The following is a 15,601-nucleotide window of genomic DNA, read 5'->3' on the forward strand; positions in this document are numbered from 1 at the left end:
CAGTCAATCGATGCGGCGAAAGGCCTGGCCGCGCCGACTGCGACCGTAGTAGGGCCGTCTGCTCTGCACAAAATCCGCCAGCTCCGCTCCGGCCGGCGGATCCGTTTCCCAGCGCAGCCAGAAGGAGAATTGCAAATCGCTGGCGCAGCTGGCTTCAAACTCCAGGCTGCCGCTCAGGGCGCGCCGACCACAGGCGTTGCAGCGCTGCCAGACGCCATCGACGTAAGACTTGAGCAGCTGCTGCCCGGCAGGCGCCAGGCAGCAGGGCGCAGGGCCCTCGGAATCTTCAATCACTTCTGGTCCAGCGCCTCTACCGGCTCCCAGTCCGCTGGCGGCCCGTACATGGCAAAAGACAGCGAGCGATCATAGTAGATACGCGCCGCGGCGTCCTGTTCATTCTGATTGAGCACTTCCTGGAATCGATCACAGGCCGCCGGGAATTGCCGCTGCATATAGAGCGACAGGCCCTCCCGAAAGAGCGAGCGCGTGGCGATCTTCTTATCCGCTGTTGGATCTGCGTCGCGCGACAGCAATTCTATGGCCACAACCGGTTCGCGCTTTCCTTTGACTCGGACAATGTCCAGCATGCGGTGGTCATATTGCTCCAACGACTCAATAGCATGGTAGGCTCGTTCGCTCATTACAATGGGCGCGCCGTAGATGCGAGTCAAACCTTCAATGCGCGCTGCCAGATTTGCCGCGTCGCCCATGACATCGCCCTGCATGCGCTCGCCATCGCCCACGGTTCCCAGGCGCACAACTCCCGTATGGATTCCAATGCCGGTATGGATCGGCTCGCGCCCGCGACGTAGACGATCATCATTGTAGGCCACCAGATGGCGCTGCACGGCAAGCGCCGCGTCGATGGCATCGCGCGGCGAACGCGGAAACAATCCCATCAAGCCATCGCCGGTGTATTTGGCGATGTAACCACCATTTTGACGGATGACCGGGGCCAGCTTTCCAAAGTAAGAATTAATAAAATCGAAGTTCTGTTCCGGCGTCATCTTCTCCGAAATCGCCGTGAAGGAATGGATGTCGGTCACAATAATTGTTAGTTCGAGTTCAACATTGTCTCCCAGGCGCACATCCACGATGCTCGATTTCTTAAGGAAATGCAGAAATTCAGCAGGTACAAAACGACTGAAGGCGCGGTTCAACGCCGCCAGATCGCGGTTGGCCGACTCCAGTCCGCTGGCATATTCGCGCAGTGCGTCGCCGGCGGTATTCATGCGACGCTCCAGCATATAGCCCAGCGCCAGAGTAAGCGCAAAAACGCCGTAGTGGAAGGTATAGCGACGCCAGGGCAGCCAGCCCAGGTAGCCGCCAAGAGCGTCATAAGCCACGCCCAGCGAAAACAGAATCAACGCGATCGCATAGATACGCGCGCCGCCGTGGCCCGCCAGCGCATCGGGCAACGAGAAGCGAATCATCGCCACAATCGATACGCCCAGCAGCACGAAGAAAAACGGAGAAAAATAGCGTTGCACGCCAAATCCAAATAATAGCAGCGCGATGGCGCCAACTCCGCCCAGCGCAGCATGCAATCGCCAGAGCACCCAGTAGGTGCGCGGCGCCGCGTCGCCGCCCAGCAAGGCCTGGAAGCGGCAGAGAGCAGCCGGCGAGAGCAAGAGCGCAATGTAGGCCGCATGCGCCAGCAAATTGCGCAGTTGCGGCTGCTGACCGGCCACGCCGGAAACGGCGAAGCAAAGCAGAAAAATGCCAAACATGAAGGCCGAAAAGGCGCCAAAGACGCTGCGCCGACGGGGGCGAATCAATGCAAAGGCCAGGGCAAATGCGCCCAGCAATGCCGCCAGTCCGCCGGCGAAGACCGTATCGGCATGCATCCAGAAACTGCGCGCCGCCAGTACGCTTTCTTCGCCGACGCGCACATCGGCGATGACATAGCGCGCGTCGCCGGAGCTGCGCACCAGAGCAAGGGCGCGCCCGGCGGCGGCGCCAATCGGCAGCGGTGCGACAACATTTTGCACCTGAAACAACTCGTAGCGCGCGGCTTCGCTGTCCGGCAGCGGCCGATTGAGCACCTGCTCGCCCTCAACGAATACTTGAATTCCGCCGCGCAGGCCCTCAAATCCGAGCGCAGGCCGCACCAGCGCGCTGGTATCGGGCAGATCGATGCAAAGCCAGTACAGTCCGGGCGCAGCGGCCGGTCGCAAAACCGGATGAAAGTCATGCCAGCCTTCGCCCTGACAATCGGCCGGCAGCGAAAGTTCGGCAGATTGCTGGGCGACGTGGTAGCGCATTGCGCGCACCGCATCGGTAGAGCCAGCGACGGCCGGTAAGCAGCCTGCAGCGCCAGCCAGGGCCAGGCACAGGACAACACGGACAGGGCGAGCGCGCACGATGCAGAAGCGAGTTGGGCCGCTGCGCTGGCAGCAAGCCTTTTTGACGGCAGGCGAAGCTTTGAAATATCTTGCCCTGGCGGGCCTGGCGTTGCACAGCAGCAACCGATGAAGCGAGTTGCAGGCCTTTTATTCGTGTTAGGCCTGCTGGCATGCTTGCCGGCCAGGCATGATGATGCCGAAGAACTGCGACTGGTCCTTGATGCCGGCTCCTCCGGGCTGCGCGCCTGCGCCTTCCTCGTAGGCAAGAGCTGCAGTCTGACATCATGCCGCTGCCAAGTGCGGCCGGCGCGCGCTTGCTTCCGAACGGAGGGAGGTCTGGCAGAGGCGCCCGACGCGCGAGCAATTCGCCAGCAACTGGAGCAGTCGCTGACGCCGTGGCGATCGGCAGGGCCGAACAGAATCTCCCGGGCAGCGCTGCTGGCTACCGGCGGCTTTCGACGTTTGCCCGCAGCACAGGCGCAGCAGAAGATGCAGTTGGCAGGCGAGGCCTTGCGCGATCTCTTGCCGGGTACTGTAAGCAGCGCCGCCGTGATCAGCGGCGAACAGGAAGCGCAATTTGCCTGGCTGACGGTGCAACTGGAGCGAGGCGCGGACGACCATGCGATTCTGGAAACAGGCGGCGCGACGGTACAATATGCGGATGGAGTGCAGATGCCGCGCAGCACCCCTTGCGGTATCAATGAAATTTATGCGCGGCTGCCAGACCAGCGCAGCAGCTCCAGCTGTCGGTCGGGCGCCAGCGGAGACTACCAGGCCTGTCGCGAGGCAGTGGGAGCATTGCTAAAGCGAGCGGAGTGCAGCCTTCCGCGTCATTTCGGGGCTACGCTCTTTGTACTGGGGGCGGCATGGGGGGCCTTTGCTGCGCCTGGCGCCGCCATTGATTTGAAGGCGATCGATGAACTGGGCCTTGCCGCCTGCCGGCAAAACGCGGCGTCGGCAAGTCCGCACGGAAATCGACGCTGCTTTCTCGCCGCCTATCAACGCGAGACGTTGCAATTGTTGCAGGCCGATCGCGCCATCATTTCCGGCGAAAGCTGGCCTCGCGGAGCAAGCATCAGCGCTCCCTTTTTTCCCGACTGTTCCCGGTGATCTTGCTGCAAGCGCCGGCGACGAATTGCTTTGCCCCGGCCACGACGACCAAATTCTTGCCAGGCTACAAGCGATGATTGAATTTCTCGAAATTCTAGTGGTAAGGCGCGGCCTCCTGTCAGGCTTTGAATGACGACGGCGCCCGCTCGCTACGGCAGGCGCTAGAGATTCTGTCACATGAATGGCGTTGCAGGCTACGATACAGGCGACATACTATTTGAAGATGAAAGGGCCATCTTTCGCAGCTCGGTCCGACAGCGCGATGGCGCTCGCGTTCTTCTGAAAAGTCTGCGACAGAAGCGTCCGGAAGCGCGCGATGTGGCCCTGCTGCGACACGAATACGAACTTTCATCCGCTCTACCTGAGCAATATGCACTCCGCGGACTTTCCCTGGAACCGGCGCCCAACGGCTTTGTTCTCGCCCTGGCCACGCCCTGCGGTCCTTTGCTGGCAAACAGCCTTGCACAGTCGTCGCTTTCTATCGCTGAGTTTCTCTCGCTGGCCCTGGCGCTGGCCGCGTCTTTGGAAGCCCTGCATAAGGCCGGAATCGTCCATCGGTCGCTTTCGCCGGCATGCATATTCTGGAATCGCGAAAGCGCAGCGCTGCAGGTTGGCGATTTCCGTTTTGCCGCACGCTTGAGCCTCGAATCGTCGACGGACGTCGCTGAACTGTCGCTGGAAGGACCGCTGGCCTATCTTTCGCCGGAACAAACCGGTCGCATGAATCGAACTGTCGATCATCGCGCCGATTTATACGCCGCCGGGGCCACGCTCTATCATGCGCTTTGTGGAAGACCGCCCTTTATCAGCACGGACCCTCTGGAATTGGTACACAGTCACCTGGCGCGTAATCCCGATGCGCCGCTGCGCAGCGCGGCCGGCGAGGATGTTCCTCCGCTGCTGCAAGCGCTGCTGTTGAAGCTGCTGAAGAAGGCCCCCGAGGAGCGGTACCAGTCCGCCGCCGGCCTGGCTGCAGACCTGCGGCGCGCCCAGACCTCGCTGGCCAATCAGGGCTTCGTAACCGAATTCGACCTGGGCGAAGAGGATATTTCTGATCAATTGCAGATTCCACAGCGCCTCTACGGACGCGATGAGCAACTGATCAGACTGGCCGAGGCTTTTGAGGCCGCGATGAGCGGTCGACGCCTGGTATTTCTGGTCACCGGCGCCTCCGGGCTTGGAAAGACAGCGCTGGTCAACGAAATGCACAAGCCAATTGCTCGGCGCGGCGGCGTCTTTCTGTCCGGCAAGTTCGACCAGCTTCGCCGCGATCAGCCCTACAGCGCTCTGGCCGAAGCATTGCAAATCTGGGTGCGGCGTTTGCTCAGCGAAAGCAGCGGAGCGTTGCAACAATGGCGCGAGCGTTTGCTTTCATTGCTTGGACTGAGCGGCGGAGCGCTGCTGGAATTTATTCCAGAACTTGCTCTGGTCCTTGGCGACCAGGCGCCGGTAGCGGAACTTCCGCCAGCCGAAGCGCAGAATAGATTGCATCATCTCTTTCGCAATCTGGTGCGCGCCCTGGAAACCCCCGGGCGACCGTTGATACTATTCCTCGACAATTTGCAATGGGCCGATCGACCGACGCTGGACCTGCTGCACGTGCTGATGTCCGATCCAGACAGCGGCGGCATCATTCTGTTTGGCGCCTACCGCGAAGAAGAGGTCGGCAGCGATCATCCGCTGCGTTCCGCACTGGCGGACATTGCCGCTGCCAGCGTGCAAACCGAGACCCTGCCGCTATCGCCGCTCAGCCTCGATGATACGATGCGATTTCTGGCAGATGCCATCCAGGCGCCGCCCGGCGAACTGGACGAACTGGCGCGCGCCTTTCTGGAACGAAGCGCGGGCAATCCGTTTCTGATGCAAGAACTGCTGCGCAGTCTGCATCGCGAAGGCAAGCTCTACTTCGACGCCGAGAGCAGACGCTGGCGATGGGATCTGGCAGCGGTGCGCTCCGGCGGACTTTCGCTGGATGCCCTGGCGCTTGTACAGCAGCGCATGGACCAATTGGGTCCCGAGCTTCAGGGGCTGCTGCTGCTTTGCGCCTGCATGGGCGCAAAGTTCAATCTGCGCCTCGTATCCCTCGCCTGGGGGCAATCGCCGCTAGAGACCCTGCAGAAGTTACTGGAATTGGCCCAGGCCGGCCTGATATCGCCGCGCGACTCCAGCTATAAATATGTTCAGGATGGCGATGAAAGCGCCAAATCAGTTTACTTTAGTTTTCTTCACGATCGATTTCTGCAGGGAGCGCGCGCTCTCTTTAGCGAGCAGAAGGAACTGGAACAGCGACTGCGAATTGGACGCACGCTACTGCAACATTTGAGTTTTGCCGAACGGGATGAACGAATCATCGAAATCGTCGAGCACCTCAACGCCGCCAGAGACCTGCTGACTGATAGCGTCGAGCGTTTGCAGGTCGCGCAACTTGACTTGCAGGCTGGCCGACGCGCCAAACGCGCCAGCGCGCATGAAGAGGCCTTGCGTTTCTTTGCCATTGGCGCCGACTTTCTTCCGCGCAATGCTGTTGCGGAGGCCTACGAACTTTACATCCAATTTGAGCAGGAACTGGGGGCGACCTACTACGTACTCGGCGATCTGCCGCGTTCAGAAAAGCGCTTCGAGAATGTATTGCGGCATGCACGCAGCGGCCAGGAAAAGTTGCCCGTCTTCGAAACGCGAGTGGCCGTCGCACTGGGAAAGGATCGACCGGATCTGGCTGTGCAGGCTGCGGCCGCCGCCTGTGCAGAATTGGGCGTGGCGCTGGATAGCTCGCGGCGTAAGGAGCGGCGCCGCCAATCGGAACGCCTGCGTAAACTGCTGCGCCTGAAGCGGCCGGAGGACTGGCTGCGCAGCAAGACGCTGAGCGGCAGCGAAGACAGCGCACGCTTGAAATCGCTGGTACAATTGGGCATGCCGGCCCGGGTCATTGCCAGTCCGCTGTACGGCGAATCTCTGGCCGCTATTCTGGAGATCGGCAAACAGGGCGTCGCGCCGGCGGTGGCCCAGGCGATGGCCAGCGCCTCCAGCTTTGTCGCCAGCGAGTTGCGCGATATTGAGTGCGCAGAGCTCTACGGTCGGACGGCTATTGATCTGGCCGAAAAACTGGGCGCGCGCGAGGTGCACGGGCGCATCCTGTTTGAATACGCCGCCTTTCTACAGTACTGGCGCAACCCGGTGCAACAATTGGAGGAGACGCTTCTGCAAGCAGCGCGCTCCGCACAGGAGACTGGCGACCTGGTTTTTGCCGCTCAGTCCTACTGGCTGATGCTGGCTGTCCAGCTCTGGACCGGCTGCACGCCTCTGGATCAACTGCAGATTCGCATTGAACGCCATTACAATGCACTGTTCAAAACCGGGCAGAACTTTGCTCTGGAATTGAACGGGCTGTTCTGGCAAACGACGCTCAACCTGGCTGGTGCGGAACGCAATCGAACCAGACTGACCGGCACACGATTCAAACAGGATGAATCGGAGCGACGCTGGAAGGAGGCCGGAAATAGCAGCGGACTATTCTACTCTCATTTTTGCCGCGCGCTGCTGGCCGGCAACTTCGCACATTACGATCTGGCGGTGGAACAGGGGCGGCTGGCAGAGGAATTTGGCGCGGCAGTTTCCGGCAGTCTGGCCCTGCCGTTGCTTTCCTTCCACCACGGCGTGGCCTGTGCTGGCTTGCTGCGCAGCGAGAAAATTGCCTCCAGGCGTCGCGAGCTCTCCGCCGATTTTGAAAAGCGGCAGGTGCAGCTTGCGGACTGGCGTGAACGCTCGCCGCTGAACTTCGAGCATCTGCATCTGCTGCTGGTTGCGGAAGAGGCGCGCCTGGCCGCCGAGCACGGCCGAGCAATGGAATGCTACGATGGCGCCGCACAGCTGGCGCGTGAACGCGGCTTTCTGGCTCATGCGGCGCAGGCGGCGGAGCTGGCGGCGCGCTACTTTCTGGACCTCGGCAAGGCGCGCATTGCCGGACTCTACATGGGCGATGCCGTTCGCGACTATCGCGCAGCGGGCTATGGCGCTCGATGCAGCGACATTGAACTGGAGCATGCTGAGCTTCTGCACAATCTGAATCGACAGGATGCGACGAAAGGGGCGCCAGGCCCCGCCCCCTCGGGCAGCGCTCTGGATGCGCTCAGCGTACTCAAGGCCTCGCAGGCCATCAGCGGCGAATTGGAATTGGGCAGTCTTCTGCAGCGCATGCTGCGCATCGTCATGGAAAACGCCGGCGCGCAGCGCGCCATCCTGGCACTGCCAAGAGAAGGCGAATTGCGCATTGTCGCCGAAGGACAGGTCAACCGCGACAGCGCCGACGTTTCTCTCGATCTGAAACTGGAAAACTCCGGCCGCGCCCCGGCCAGTCTGCTCCGGCTGGCTGAACGCACGCGGCAACCCGCCGTCATTGCCGAGGCCTTCACCGAAGCTGAGTTGCGCGAAGACCCTTATATTCAACAAAATCGGGTGCGATCGGCGCTATCTTACCCGCTCTTGCTGCAGGGCCAACTGCTGGGCGTACTCTACCTGGAAAACAACAGCGCAGCCGGCGCCTTCAGCAGCAGCCGCCAGGATGCGCTTTCGATGCTTGCTACCCAGATGGCGGCGTCGCTGGAAAATGCACGGCTCTATTCCAATCTGCAGCAGGCGCTTTCTGATGAGCGACAGGCGCGGCAGGAACAGACGGCGCTTACCGAAGCAGCGACTCGTTTTGTGCCGTCTGAATTTCTTCAAATACTGGGACGCAGCTCGCTGACGCAGGTGGAACTGGGCCAGAACATTGCCAGACAAATGTCGGTGCTGTTCAGCGACATTCGCGGCTTTACCGCACTATCAGAATCGATGTCTCCTCAGGAAAATTTTGAGTTTATCAACAGTTATCTGAATCGAATCGGGCCGGTGGTGCGAGAGCACGGAGGCTTTATCGATAAGTACATTGGCGATGCCGTCATGGCCCTATTTGCGGCGCCCGCCAGCGCATTGCAATCCGCGATACGCATGCAGCAGACAGTGGCTGAGTACAACATGCATCGCGCCCGGCAAAGCTACGCGCCGATTCAGGTTGGCATCGGGCTGAACAGCGGAGATTTGATGCTGGGCGTTATCGGCGAGGCCAACCGCATGGAGGGTACGGTGATCAGCGACGCTGTCAACCTGGCTTCGCGATTGGAGGGCTTGACCAAGATCTACGGCGCTGCAATCATACTGAGCGAGAGCATGGTCGCCGGCGTCGAGCATGCTGAGACCAGGATCCGCGAACTCGACCTGGTTCAGGTCAAAGGCAAGAAGGCGCCGGCGCGGATCTACGAGGCGCTTCCGCTGGGAATTCCGGCATTTGAAAAGAGAATCGCCAATATTGAGAAGTTTGAAGAGGCGCGCGGGCTCTACCTCGCTCGTGATTTTGCCGCCGCCAAAAAAGCCTTCGCCGCCATCCTGACCGGCGATCCGTCGGACCTTTCGGCGCGCGTCTTTGCGCTGCGTTGCCAGCAATTGCTGCAGACCGGCGTCCCCGAGGATTGGGACGGCGTCGCCATCATGCGGCGAAAGTAAGGCCAGACCTCGAAAAGGATTGCCGCCAGCGGCGCTGCGGCTGCATACTTGCCTGATGCGCGCCGCCTGGAAGATTGCACTGGCATTGGCGCTGGCGCTGCCCGGCGCCTGTCAGCTGCGCTTTTTCGAATCAAGTGCATCGGAAATTCCTTCGGTTCGTGCGCTTGGCGCCTACCATTTCAATCCCGCTTCCGATCCGCTTTCGCGGATAACCTTGCCTCCGGCGCCAACCCTGCGCTATCTGGAAGAGATCGATGAGCGATCCTACCGCGCCTATCTGCCCACAGCTGCAGAGCGAGCCTCCATTCGCGCCGGTCTGGAAAGACTCCCGCCCCTGCACCGCGCCGTCCTGCAGCGGCGGGTCGTCGGACTCTACTTCATCGAAGATTTTGCTTCCAACGGTCTGGCCGACTGGGTAGTCGATGAAGATGGTTCGCTCTACTGTTTTCTGGCCTTTCATCCGCGGATCTTACGGATGTCGGCGCGCGAGATCATTCTGCAGCGCGAGCGCACCAATTTTATCGAGGACCGCTCCGGCGCCAGCTTTGATATTGAAGTGGGCGGAGATGAGAGCGCCTGGACTTATTTAGCAGTGCATGAGTTGACGCATGCCGTCGACTATACCTTGCGCGTTACGCCCTACACGGAGCCCGGTTCGCGCGAGCTCCAGCAGCGCATCGCTCCAGTGGCCAATCTGGCGCGCGACTACTGGCTGGACTACAGTCGTCCAAAGCCCGAATATGATTTTCCGCTGCGCGCGCAGATTACTTTCTATGGCTTTCACAACGGTCCGCGGATTCCGCTGGCGCAATCGGCGGACCTCTATCGTCAGCTCTCCGGGTCGCCCTTCGTTTCGCTTTACGCTTCGCGCATCTGGGCGGAGGACGCAGCGGAACTGGTCAGCCACTACCACTTAAGCGAGAAACTTGGACACCGCTACATCCTTCGGGCCACGTCGTCTCAGGGCGAAGTCTTCGAGTATGAACCGCTGAAGAGCGAGTTGATCCGCCAGCGCTTTCCCGCACTGGAGGTCTTTTATCAGCAATAGCGGCTGTGCTGCGCCTCGACCAGTAGCGCCGACGCCCTCAGGCGCCTGGCTTGCCCAGCAATCGAAACATGTTCTTTTTGTAGGCTTCGACTCCCGGCTGATCGAAGGGATTTACGCCCAGCATGTAGGCCGAAATACCGCAGGAATACTCGAAGAGATAAAGCAACGCGCCGAGAATACGCTCATCCAATCGCGCAATGCGCAGCGTCAAGCAGGCGACGTCCCCTGAATGGTGCGCTTGTAGCGTCGCTTCCAGAGCAGTACGATTGACCTGATGCAGCGAACGACCGGCCAGATAGTTCAAGCCGTCATCGTCATTGTCCTGGGAAAAGAGCGTTGGCCCGGGTTCGTCGATGATATCGAGAACCGTTTCAAAGATACTTCGCTCTCCATCCTGCATCCACTGTCCCATGCTATGCAAGTCTGTACTCAACGAGACAGAGGCCGGGAAAATGCCGCGTCCCTGCTTGCCCTCCGATTCGCCGAAGAGCTGCTTCCACCATTCATGGAACATGGAAAGGCCGCTCTGGTAGCTGGCCATGATCTCAATCTTTCGACCGCGGCGGTATTCGCTGTTGCGGTAGCAGGCATACTGTAGCGCTGGGTTGGCATCGTAGCCGGCATTGGATTCGTCGCGCAGGGCGCGCGCCATTTCTGCGGCGCCGCCAACCAGTGCGGCGATGTCCAGCCCTGCAGCGGCTATCGGCAGCAGGCCAACGGGTGTGAGCACGCTGAAGCGACCGCCGACGTCATCGGGAATTACGAAGGTCTGCAAACCGGCCTGGTCGGCCAACTTGCGCAGGCTGCCTTTTTTTGCATCGGTGGTGGCAAAGACCAGCTTGCGCAAGGTTGCGCCATCATAGCGCGCACTCAGATCGCGCCACAGCAAGCGAAAGGCGACGCCCGGTTCCGTAGTCGTTCCGCTCTTGGAGATCACATTTACGGCGTAACGCTTCCCCTCCAGCAGCTTGAGCAGATCCTGATGGTAGCGCGCGTCCAGCTGATGCCCGGCAAAATAAACCGGAAATCCGCCGCGCAGCGGACCGCGCAACGCCTCGATCACCGCACGGGCGCCCAGGTAGCTGCCGCCAATGCCAACGCAAACCAGGGCCTCGGACTTGCGGGCTTCTTCAGCGGCTTGCTGAATAGCAGTCAGATCGCTTTGAATGTTCCCCGGTAAATCGAGCCAACCCAGATAGTCCGACCCGGGTCCTTTGCGCGATTCCAGCACGCCCCGAGCGGCTGCAGCATCAGCGCCTAGCGCCGCGGCCCGCTTTGGATCCGCGTATTGAAAGTCGAGTTTGATTTCTTCCAGAATCGTATGCTTCACCTTTTCATCCCGCCTGCGCTTGCGATGCGGCAGAGCAGCGCAGGCGGCTGCAGAATGCAGCCAGAATTTGTATTGCTGGCCGCCCGGGGCGCCGGCTGGAATCCGGCTTTACAAGCGCCGGCGCTGAACCTTGCTGGAGGTCGGGGCGTCCACTGAGATGAACCAGCCATGCGCGTGGCGCGGCTGGGCCCGCAACTTCAGGAGAAAGCACTATGAAACTTCGTTCGACTACGCCATTGCGCCTCGTATCGCTGGCGGCTATCGCTCTCATCGGATCCCTGGCTTCGCCTGCTCTTGCTCTGGGCAGCTATGCCGAAGGTTGGGTTGAAATCACCATCAAGAAGTTTGAGTCAAGCGGCGTGCTGTTCAATTCTTTCGAAGGGACCGGTGAAATTGTCTCCTACGACAAGGACGAAAGCTGCAACGACGAGGACCATCAGTGCTACACGCCCACGCGGGAGACCATGAGCTTCAGCGTGCGTCCCGAAACGCGCGATGCGGTCAATGCGCTGCGCTCCGCTGTAGACAAGACCGTATTGATTCGCTACCGGATTCACCGCGTGGAAGCGGCCGCCCTCGGCAGCAGTAACGAAGTGCTGGAGGTCGTCTTCGCCGACGCCCGTCCGGCGGATTTGCCCGAACGCATGGTTGTACGCCAGACCGGCGGCCGTCGAAATTTTTCCGTGCAGGGCCGCATCCTCAGCTTCCGCAGCGAGGGCACTGCAGTGAAGACCTATGAGGGCCTGTACCTCGACAGTCATACCAATAAGGTACACCCCTTTTCGGTAACCGATGAGAACATGGCTGCGCATATCGAGCGCGTGATCCAGACCAGCGGTCTCTACTATCTGGGCGTCTCCGAAGCCTATGTCAGCGGTCTGCGCCACTCCAACTTTGATATTTTTGAGATCAATTTCAATGAGAGCGCCGGGGCGCCTGAAGAATGATCTGTGACGCGCGCAAGACGCTGCGGCGCCTTGGGCCGCTGGCGTTGATGATGCTTCTTCTGCTGCCGGCGCGGCCTGCGCCGGCGCTGGGCAGCTATGCCGAAGGATATGCTGTCGTTCGTCTGGTTAAGATGGAATCGAGCGGCGTCATCTGGGATAGCTGGGAAGGCGAACTGCAGTGGGCCTCCTTTGATCCAACGGAAGAATGTCAGGAAACGGACAACGCCTGTTATACGCCGCGCCTGGATTCGATCGCCTTCAGTATCAGCGACGAAACAAAAGAGGCATCCAACTTCATGCGTACCAACGTCGGGCGCGAGATGCTGATCCACTACAAGAAGCACCTGATTACGCCGATTGCGCTGAACACTGATTTTGAAATACTCGAAGCTCGACCATGGTCCGAGGCAATTCCCGAGGGTCTGGCGCATAAACTGGCCATTGAAAAGTCTGGAGGGAAACGCAACTTCTCAGTTTATGGGCGCATTCTACGTCTCGAGCGCAGAGGCGTGACCATCAATACCTGGGAGGGCCTCTACCTGGATGCAACCAAGCGCAAGGTGCACCCCTTCTCGCTGCGCAGCGATGAGATGGCCGAGTTTATCACCAAAGCGATGGCTTCCTCGGTGCAGTACAATTTCGGCGTTTCAGTCGCCTATGTAGCCACGATCTACGATACAAATTATGACATCTTTGAAGTGAACTACGACGAGCCGGCCGGCGGCGGCGAATGACCTGCGGCTTTGGCGCGGCGGCCGTCCTGATGCGGCGGCCCTCCTGATGCGGCAGCCGCCCTTTGGCGTTTCCCTTGACAGCGAGCCCTGGCAGTCCGATTCCGGCTCTTCGCGGCGATCAGACGCCAGTCTATTGCGGGTGTAGTGTAACGGTAGCACAGCAGCCTTCCAAGCTTCTGGAGAGGGTTCGAGTCCCTTCACCCGCTCAGCTTTCACTCCGGTTCGGGAAGTAATCTGTCCGACATTGGTTTGTAATAATTCCGGCGTCTTCTATGACAGGAAGCGGACACCGGTCCGTCCTCCGACGCAGGATGAAAGCATTCATGTCAACGGCCGAACCGCGCAGCCCCGCTCGTCCCGATGCTCGCACCCTCAATGGCTATCGTATTCTCGTGGTCGATGACGAGATCGATATCTGCAATATCATTCGCTACAACCTGGAAGAAGAAGGCTTTCTGGTTACGGTCTCTGAAAACGGGATTGATGCCTGGAATCGCCTGGAGCGCAGCCTGCCCGACGCCATCATCCTGGACCTGATGCTGCCAGGCATCAACGGTCTGGACTTTTGCAAGAAAGTGAAGGCGCGCTACGATGTCCCGATTATCATGCTCACCGCCCGCAGCGGCGAAACCGACGCTGTACTCGGTCTGGAAATTGGCGCCGACGACTATGTGCGCAAACCCTTTAGCCCGCGCGAGTTGATTGCTCGATTGCGCGCCGTTCTGCGGCGGCGGCAAGCGGTTGCCGAATCCCGGAGCGGCGCTCTGGAAATCGGGACAATCCAGATGGATACTGCCGCCCATCGCGTCATGGTGCGCGGGGAGCTGGCGGATTTGACGCTGATCGAATACAAGCTGTTGAAGCTCTTCATGGAAAACCCCGAGATTGCCTTCACCCGGGACCGGCTGCTCGATCGGGTCTGGGGCCGCGACGTCTACGTCTCCGACCGAACCGTCGACGTGAACATCAAGCGCTTGCGCGAAAAACTGGGCGATGAGAAGGAACGCCTGGAGACCGTGCGCGGCGTCGGCTATCGCTTCCGCAGCGCGAACTGATCGCCGGCGGCATGCGCAATCTATTTCTTCGCATCTTCCTTTTTCATCTGCTGGTGATTGGCATCTTTGTGCTGGGATTGGCCCTGGGGCTGGACCTGACCGCCGCCATCAGTCAATCGCGCGGCGCCTTTGCCCTGGTTCTGTCGGCCGCCATCCTGCTGGCGCTGGTGCTGTCCGTGGCCGCTGCGCGCAATGTGGTGTCCCCGCTGGAGTCGCTTTACCGACGCATCAAGAGTTTCCCTGCGCCGGCATCCAGTCTTTTGCTGCGCAGCTCGGTACACGAACTGGACACAGTGGCCCGGGAGCTGGACAGTTTGCTCTACCGCCTTTCTGCGGAGCTGGCCGGACACAAAATCGAAAAGGAATTGCTGGCTTCGTTGCTCGATACGCTACGCGACGGCGCGCTCTGCCTGAATCGAGAGGGAGTCATCATTTTTCGCAACCGCGCGCTTCATCCCGATCTGGCGGCAGAAGATTCAACTGGCAAAAGCTATATCGAAGCGATTCGAAATAGCGCGCTTCTGGAGCTGGTGCACGAAATGGTCCGCCAGCGCAACGAGCAAGGGCAGACGCAGGCCATGCAACTGGAGCTGAGCTTGCGCCAACGTTCCTTTCACGTCGAGGGCTATCCAGTACGCGTGGAGCCAGAGGCCGACCTGCTTTTGATACTGGTGCAGGATCGCACTCAGGAGTCCAATGCCCGACGGCTGCGCGAGGACTTCTTACAAAACGCCAGTCATGAATTGAAAACGCCAATTACCAGCATCCGCGGCTACGCCGAGACGCTGGCAGCCCGTGAGGAGCGCGAGACGCAGCGCGGATTTCTGGTGGGCATACTGCGCAACGTCGTGCGCATGGAAGCGATCATCGAAGACATGGTGACAATCTCTTCGCTTGAATCGCGCAGTTTCCCCTTTGAACCGCAGCGCCTGGCGGCGGCGGAATACACACAACATATCGCCACCCTGGTTCAGGGCGCATTAGAACAAAAAAAGCAGCGCCTGCGCCTTGAGGGCGAAGCCGGCCTGGAGCTGGAAGCCGATCCTTTGTTGATGGAGCACCTGCTGGTCAATCTAATCTCCAATGCCTCGCGCTACGGACCGGAAAACAGTGAAATCATCGTACGCTACAAGCTGAATGCCAATGGCGATTGCGCCATCTTTGAGGTCGAGGACAGCGGCCCCGGCGTGCCCCCGGAATTGCGCGAGAAGATCTTTGAACGCTTCTTTCGCGTCGATCGCGACCGTTCCCGGGTGCAGGGCGGCACCGGCCTGGGATTGAGCATTGTCAGACAGATCAGCCGCCTGCATTCAGGCAACGTTGCCGCCCTTGCCGCAGCGGGCGGCGGCGCTTTGTTCCGGGCGACCCTGCCGCTTCAGCAGCGTAACGCCAAAGGTCCCTCGGTTACAGCGATCCGTGCGCCATTTTGACTTTTTTTCGCTGACAAACGTGAGTTTTTAAGGCCGCGAAAGTGTTGCTGTCAGCGCGTCGTCACGG

General features: G+C 60.1%; 10 protein-coding genes and 1 tRNA gene. 8 read left to right on the top strand and 3 right to left on the bottom strand.

The window, feature by feature from the left end; genetic code table 11:
* Window positions 1–3 precede the first annotated feature (3 nt).
* Window positions 4–294, bottom strand: a complete 291-nt coding sequence (locus tag K1X75_12280) for a hypothetical protein (GenBank protein ID MBX7058835.1) — start codon at window positions 292–294, stop codon at window positions 4–6.
* Window positions 291–2,363, bottom strand: coding sequence for an adenylate/guanylate cyclase domain-containing protein (locus K1X75_12285; protein MBX7058836.1), 2,073 nt, complete (start codon window positions 2,361–2,363; stop codon window positions 291–293). Before K1X75_12285 ends, K1X75_12280 begins: the two co-directional genes overlap by 4 nt.
* 108 nt (window positions 2,364–2,471) lie before the next feature.
* Here K1X75_12285 and K1X75_12290 point away from each other — a divergent pair, with 108 nt between their 5' ends.
* The 3 genes from K1X75_12290 (at window position 2,472) to K1X75_12300 (ending at window position 10,038) form a co-directional block, all read left to right on the top strand.
* Window positions 2,472–3,455 (top strand): hypothetical protein, encoded by a 984-nt coding sequence (locus K1X75_12290; protein ID MBX7058837.1) that lies wholly within the window; start codon window positions 2,472–2,474, stop codon window positions 3,453–3,455.
* Window positions 3,456–3,632: 177 nt separating this feature from the next.
* Window positions 3,633–8,990 carry an AAA family ATPase gene (locus K1X75_12295; protein MBX7058838.1) on the top strand — a complete coding sequence of 1,786 codons (5,358 nt, stop codon included), beginning with the start codon at window positions 3,633–3,635 and terminating at the stop codon, window positions 8,988–8,990.
* Between the two features lie 55 nt (window positions 8,991–9,045).
* On the top strand, window positions 9,046–10,038 hold the full coding sequence (locus tag K1X75_12300) for a hypothetical protein (protein MBX7058839.1): 993 nt from the start codon (window positions 9,046–9,048) through the stop codon (window positions 10,036–10,038).
* 37 nt (window positions 10,039–10,075) lie between these two features.
* On the opposite strand, the gene K1X75_12305 is transcribed toward K1X75_12300, so the two are convergent.
* The gene (locus tag K1X75_12305) at window positions 10,076–11,368 is read right to left on the bottom strand and encodes a glucose-6-phosphate isomerase (GenBank protein MBX7058840.1); all 1,293 of its coding nucleotides are present in this window, start codon (window positions 11,366–11,368) and stop codon (window positions 10,076–10,078) included.
* A gap of 212 nt (window positions 11,369–11,580) precedes the next feature.
* On the opposite strand from K1X75_12305, the gene K1X75_12310 reads away from it, so the two are divergent.
* The 5 genes from K1X75_12310 to K1X75_12330 all read left to right on the top strand — a co-directional run bounded on the left by K1X75_12310 (window position 11,581) and on the right by K1X75_12330 (window position 15,534).
* Entirely contained in the window at window positions 11,581–12,315 is a 735-nt protein-coding gene (locus K1X75_12310) for a hypothetical protein (protein ID MBX7058841.1), read from the top strand.
* Entirely contained in the window at window positions 12,312–13,049 is a 738-nt protein-coding gene (locus K1X75_12315; GenBank protein MBX7058842.1) for a hypothetical protein, read from the top strand. The genes K1X75_12310 and K1X75_12315 overlap by 4 nt, the downstream gene beginning before the upstream one ends.
* A gap of 135 nt (window positions 13,050–13,184) precedes the next feature.
* A tRNA-Gly gene (locus K1X75_12320) sits at window positions 13,185–13,255 on the top strand.
* Window positions 13,256–13,372: 117 nt separating this feature from the next.
* Window positions 13,373–14,104, top strand: a complete 732-nt coding sequence (locus K1X75_12325; protein MBX7058843.1) for a response regulator — start codon at window positions 13,373–13,375, stop codon at window positions 14,102–14,104.
* Between the two features lie 11 nt (window positions 14,105–14,115).
* A complete protein-coding gene (locus K1X75_12330; GenBank protein MBX7058844.1) occupies window positions 14,116–15,534 on the top strand; it encodes a sensor histidine kinase in 1,419 nt (472 codons plus the stop codon).
* The last annotated feature ends 67 nt before the right edge of the window (window positions 15,535–15,601 follow it).

It is taken from the genome of Leptospirales bacterium (assembly GCA_019694655.1).
Taxonomy (GTDB): Bacteria; Spirochaetota; Leptospiria; order Leptospirales; family Leptonemataceae; genus SSF53.

What these genes read in the sequence shown, in the direction of transcription:
- K1X75_12290 (MBX7058837.1), top strand. Translation starts at nt 2,472, where the DNA reads ATGAAGCGAGTTGCAGGCCTTTTATTCGTGTTAGGCCTGCTGGCATGC.
- K1X75_12295 (MBX7058838.1), top strand. Translation starts at nt 3,633, where the DNA reads ATGAATGGCGTTGCAGGCTACGATACAGGCGACATACTATTTGAAGAT.
- K1X75_12300 (MBX7058839.1), top strand. Translation starts at nt 9,046, where the DNA reads ATGCGCGCCGCCTGGAAGATTGCACTGGCATTGGCGCTGGCGCTGCCC.
- K1X75_12310 (MBX7058841.1), top strand. Translation starts at nt 11,581, where the DNA reads ATGAAACTTCGTTCGACTACGCCATTGCGCCTCGTATCGCTGGCGGCT.
- K1X75_12315 (MBX7058842.1), top strand. Translation starts at nt 12,312, where the DNA reads ATGATCTGTGACGCGCGCAAGACGCTGCGGCGCCTTGGGCCGCTGGCG.
- K1X75_12325 (MBX7058843.1), top strand. Translation starts at nt 13,373, where the DNA reads ATGTCAACGGCCGAACCGCGCAGCCCCGCTCGTCCCGATGCTCGCACC.
- K1X75_12330 (MBX7058844.1), top strand. Translation starts at nt 14,116, where the DNA reads ATGCGCAATCTATTTCTTCGCATCTTCCTTTTTCATCTGCTGGTGATT.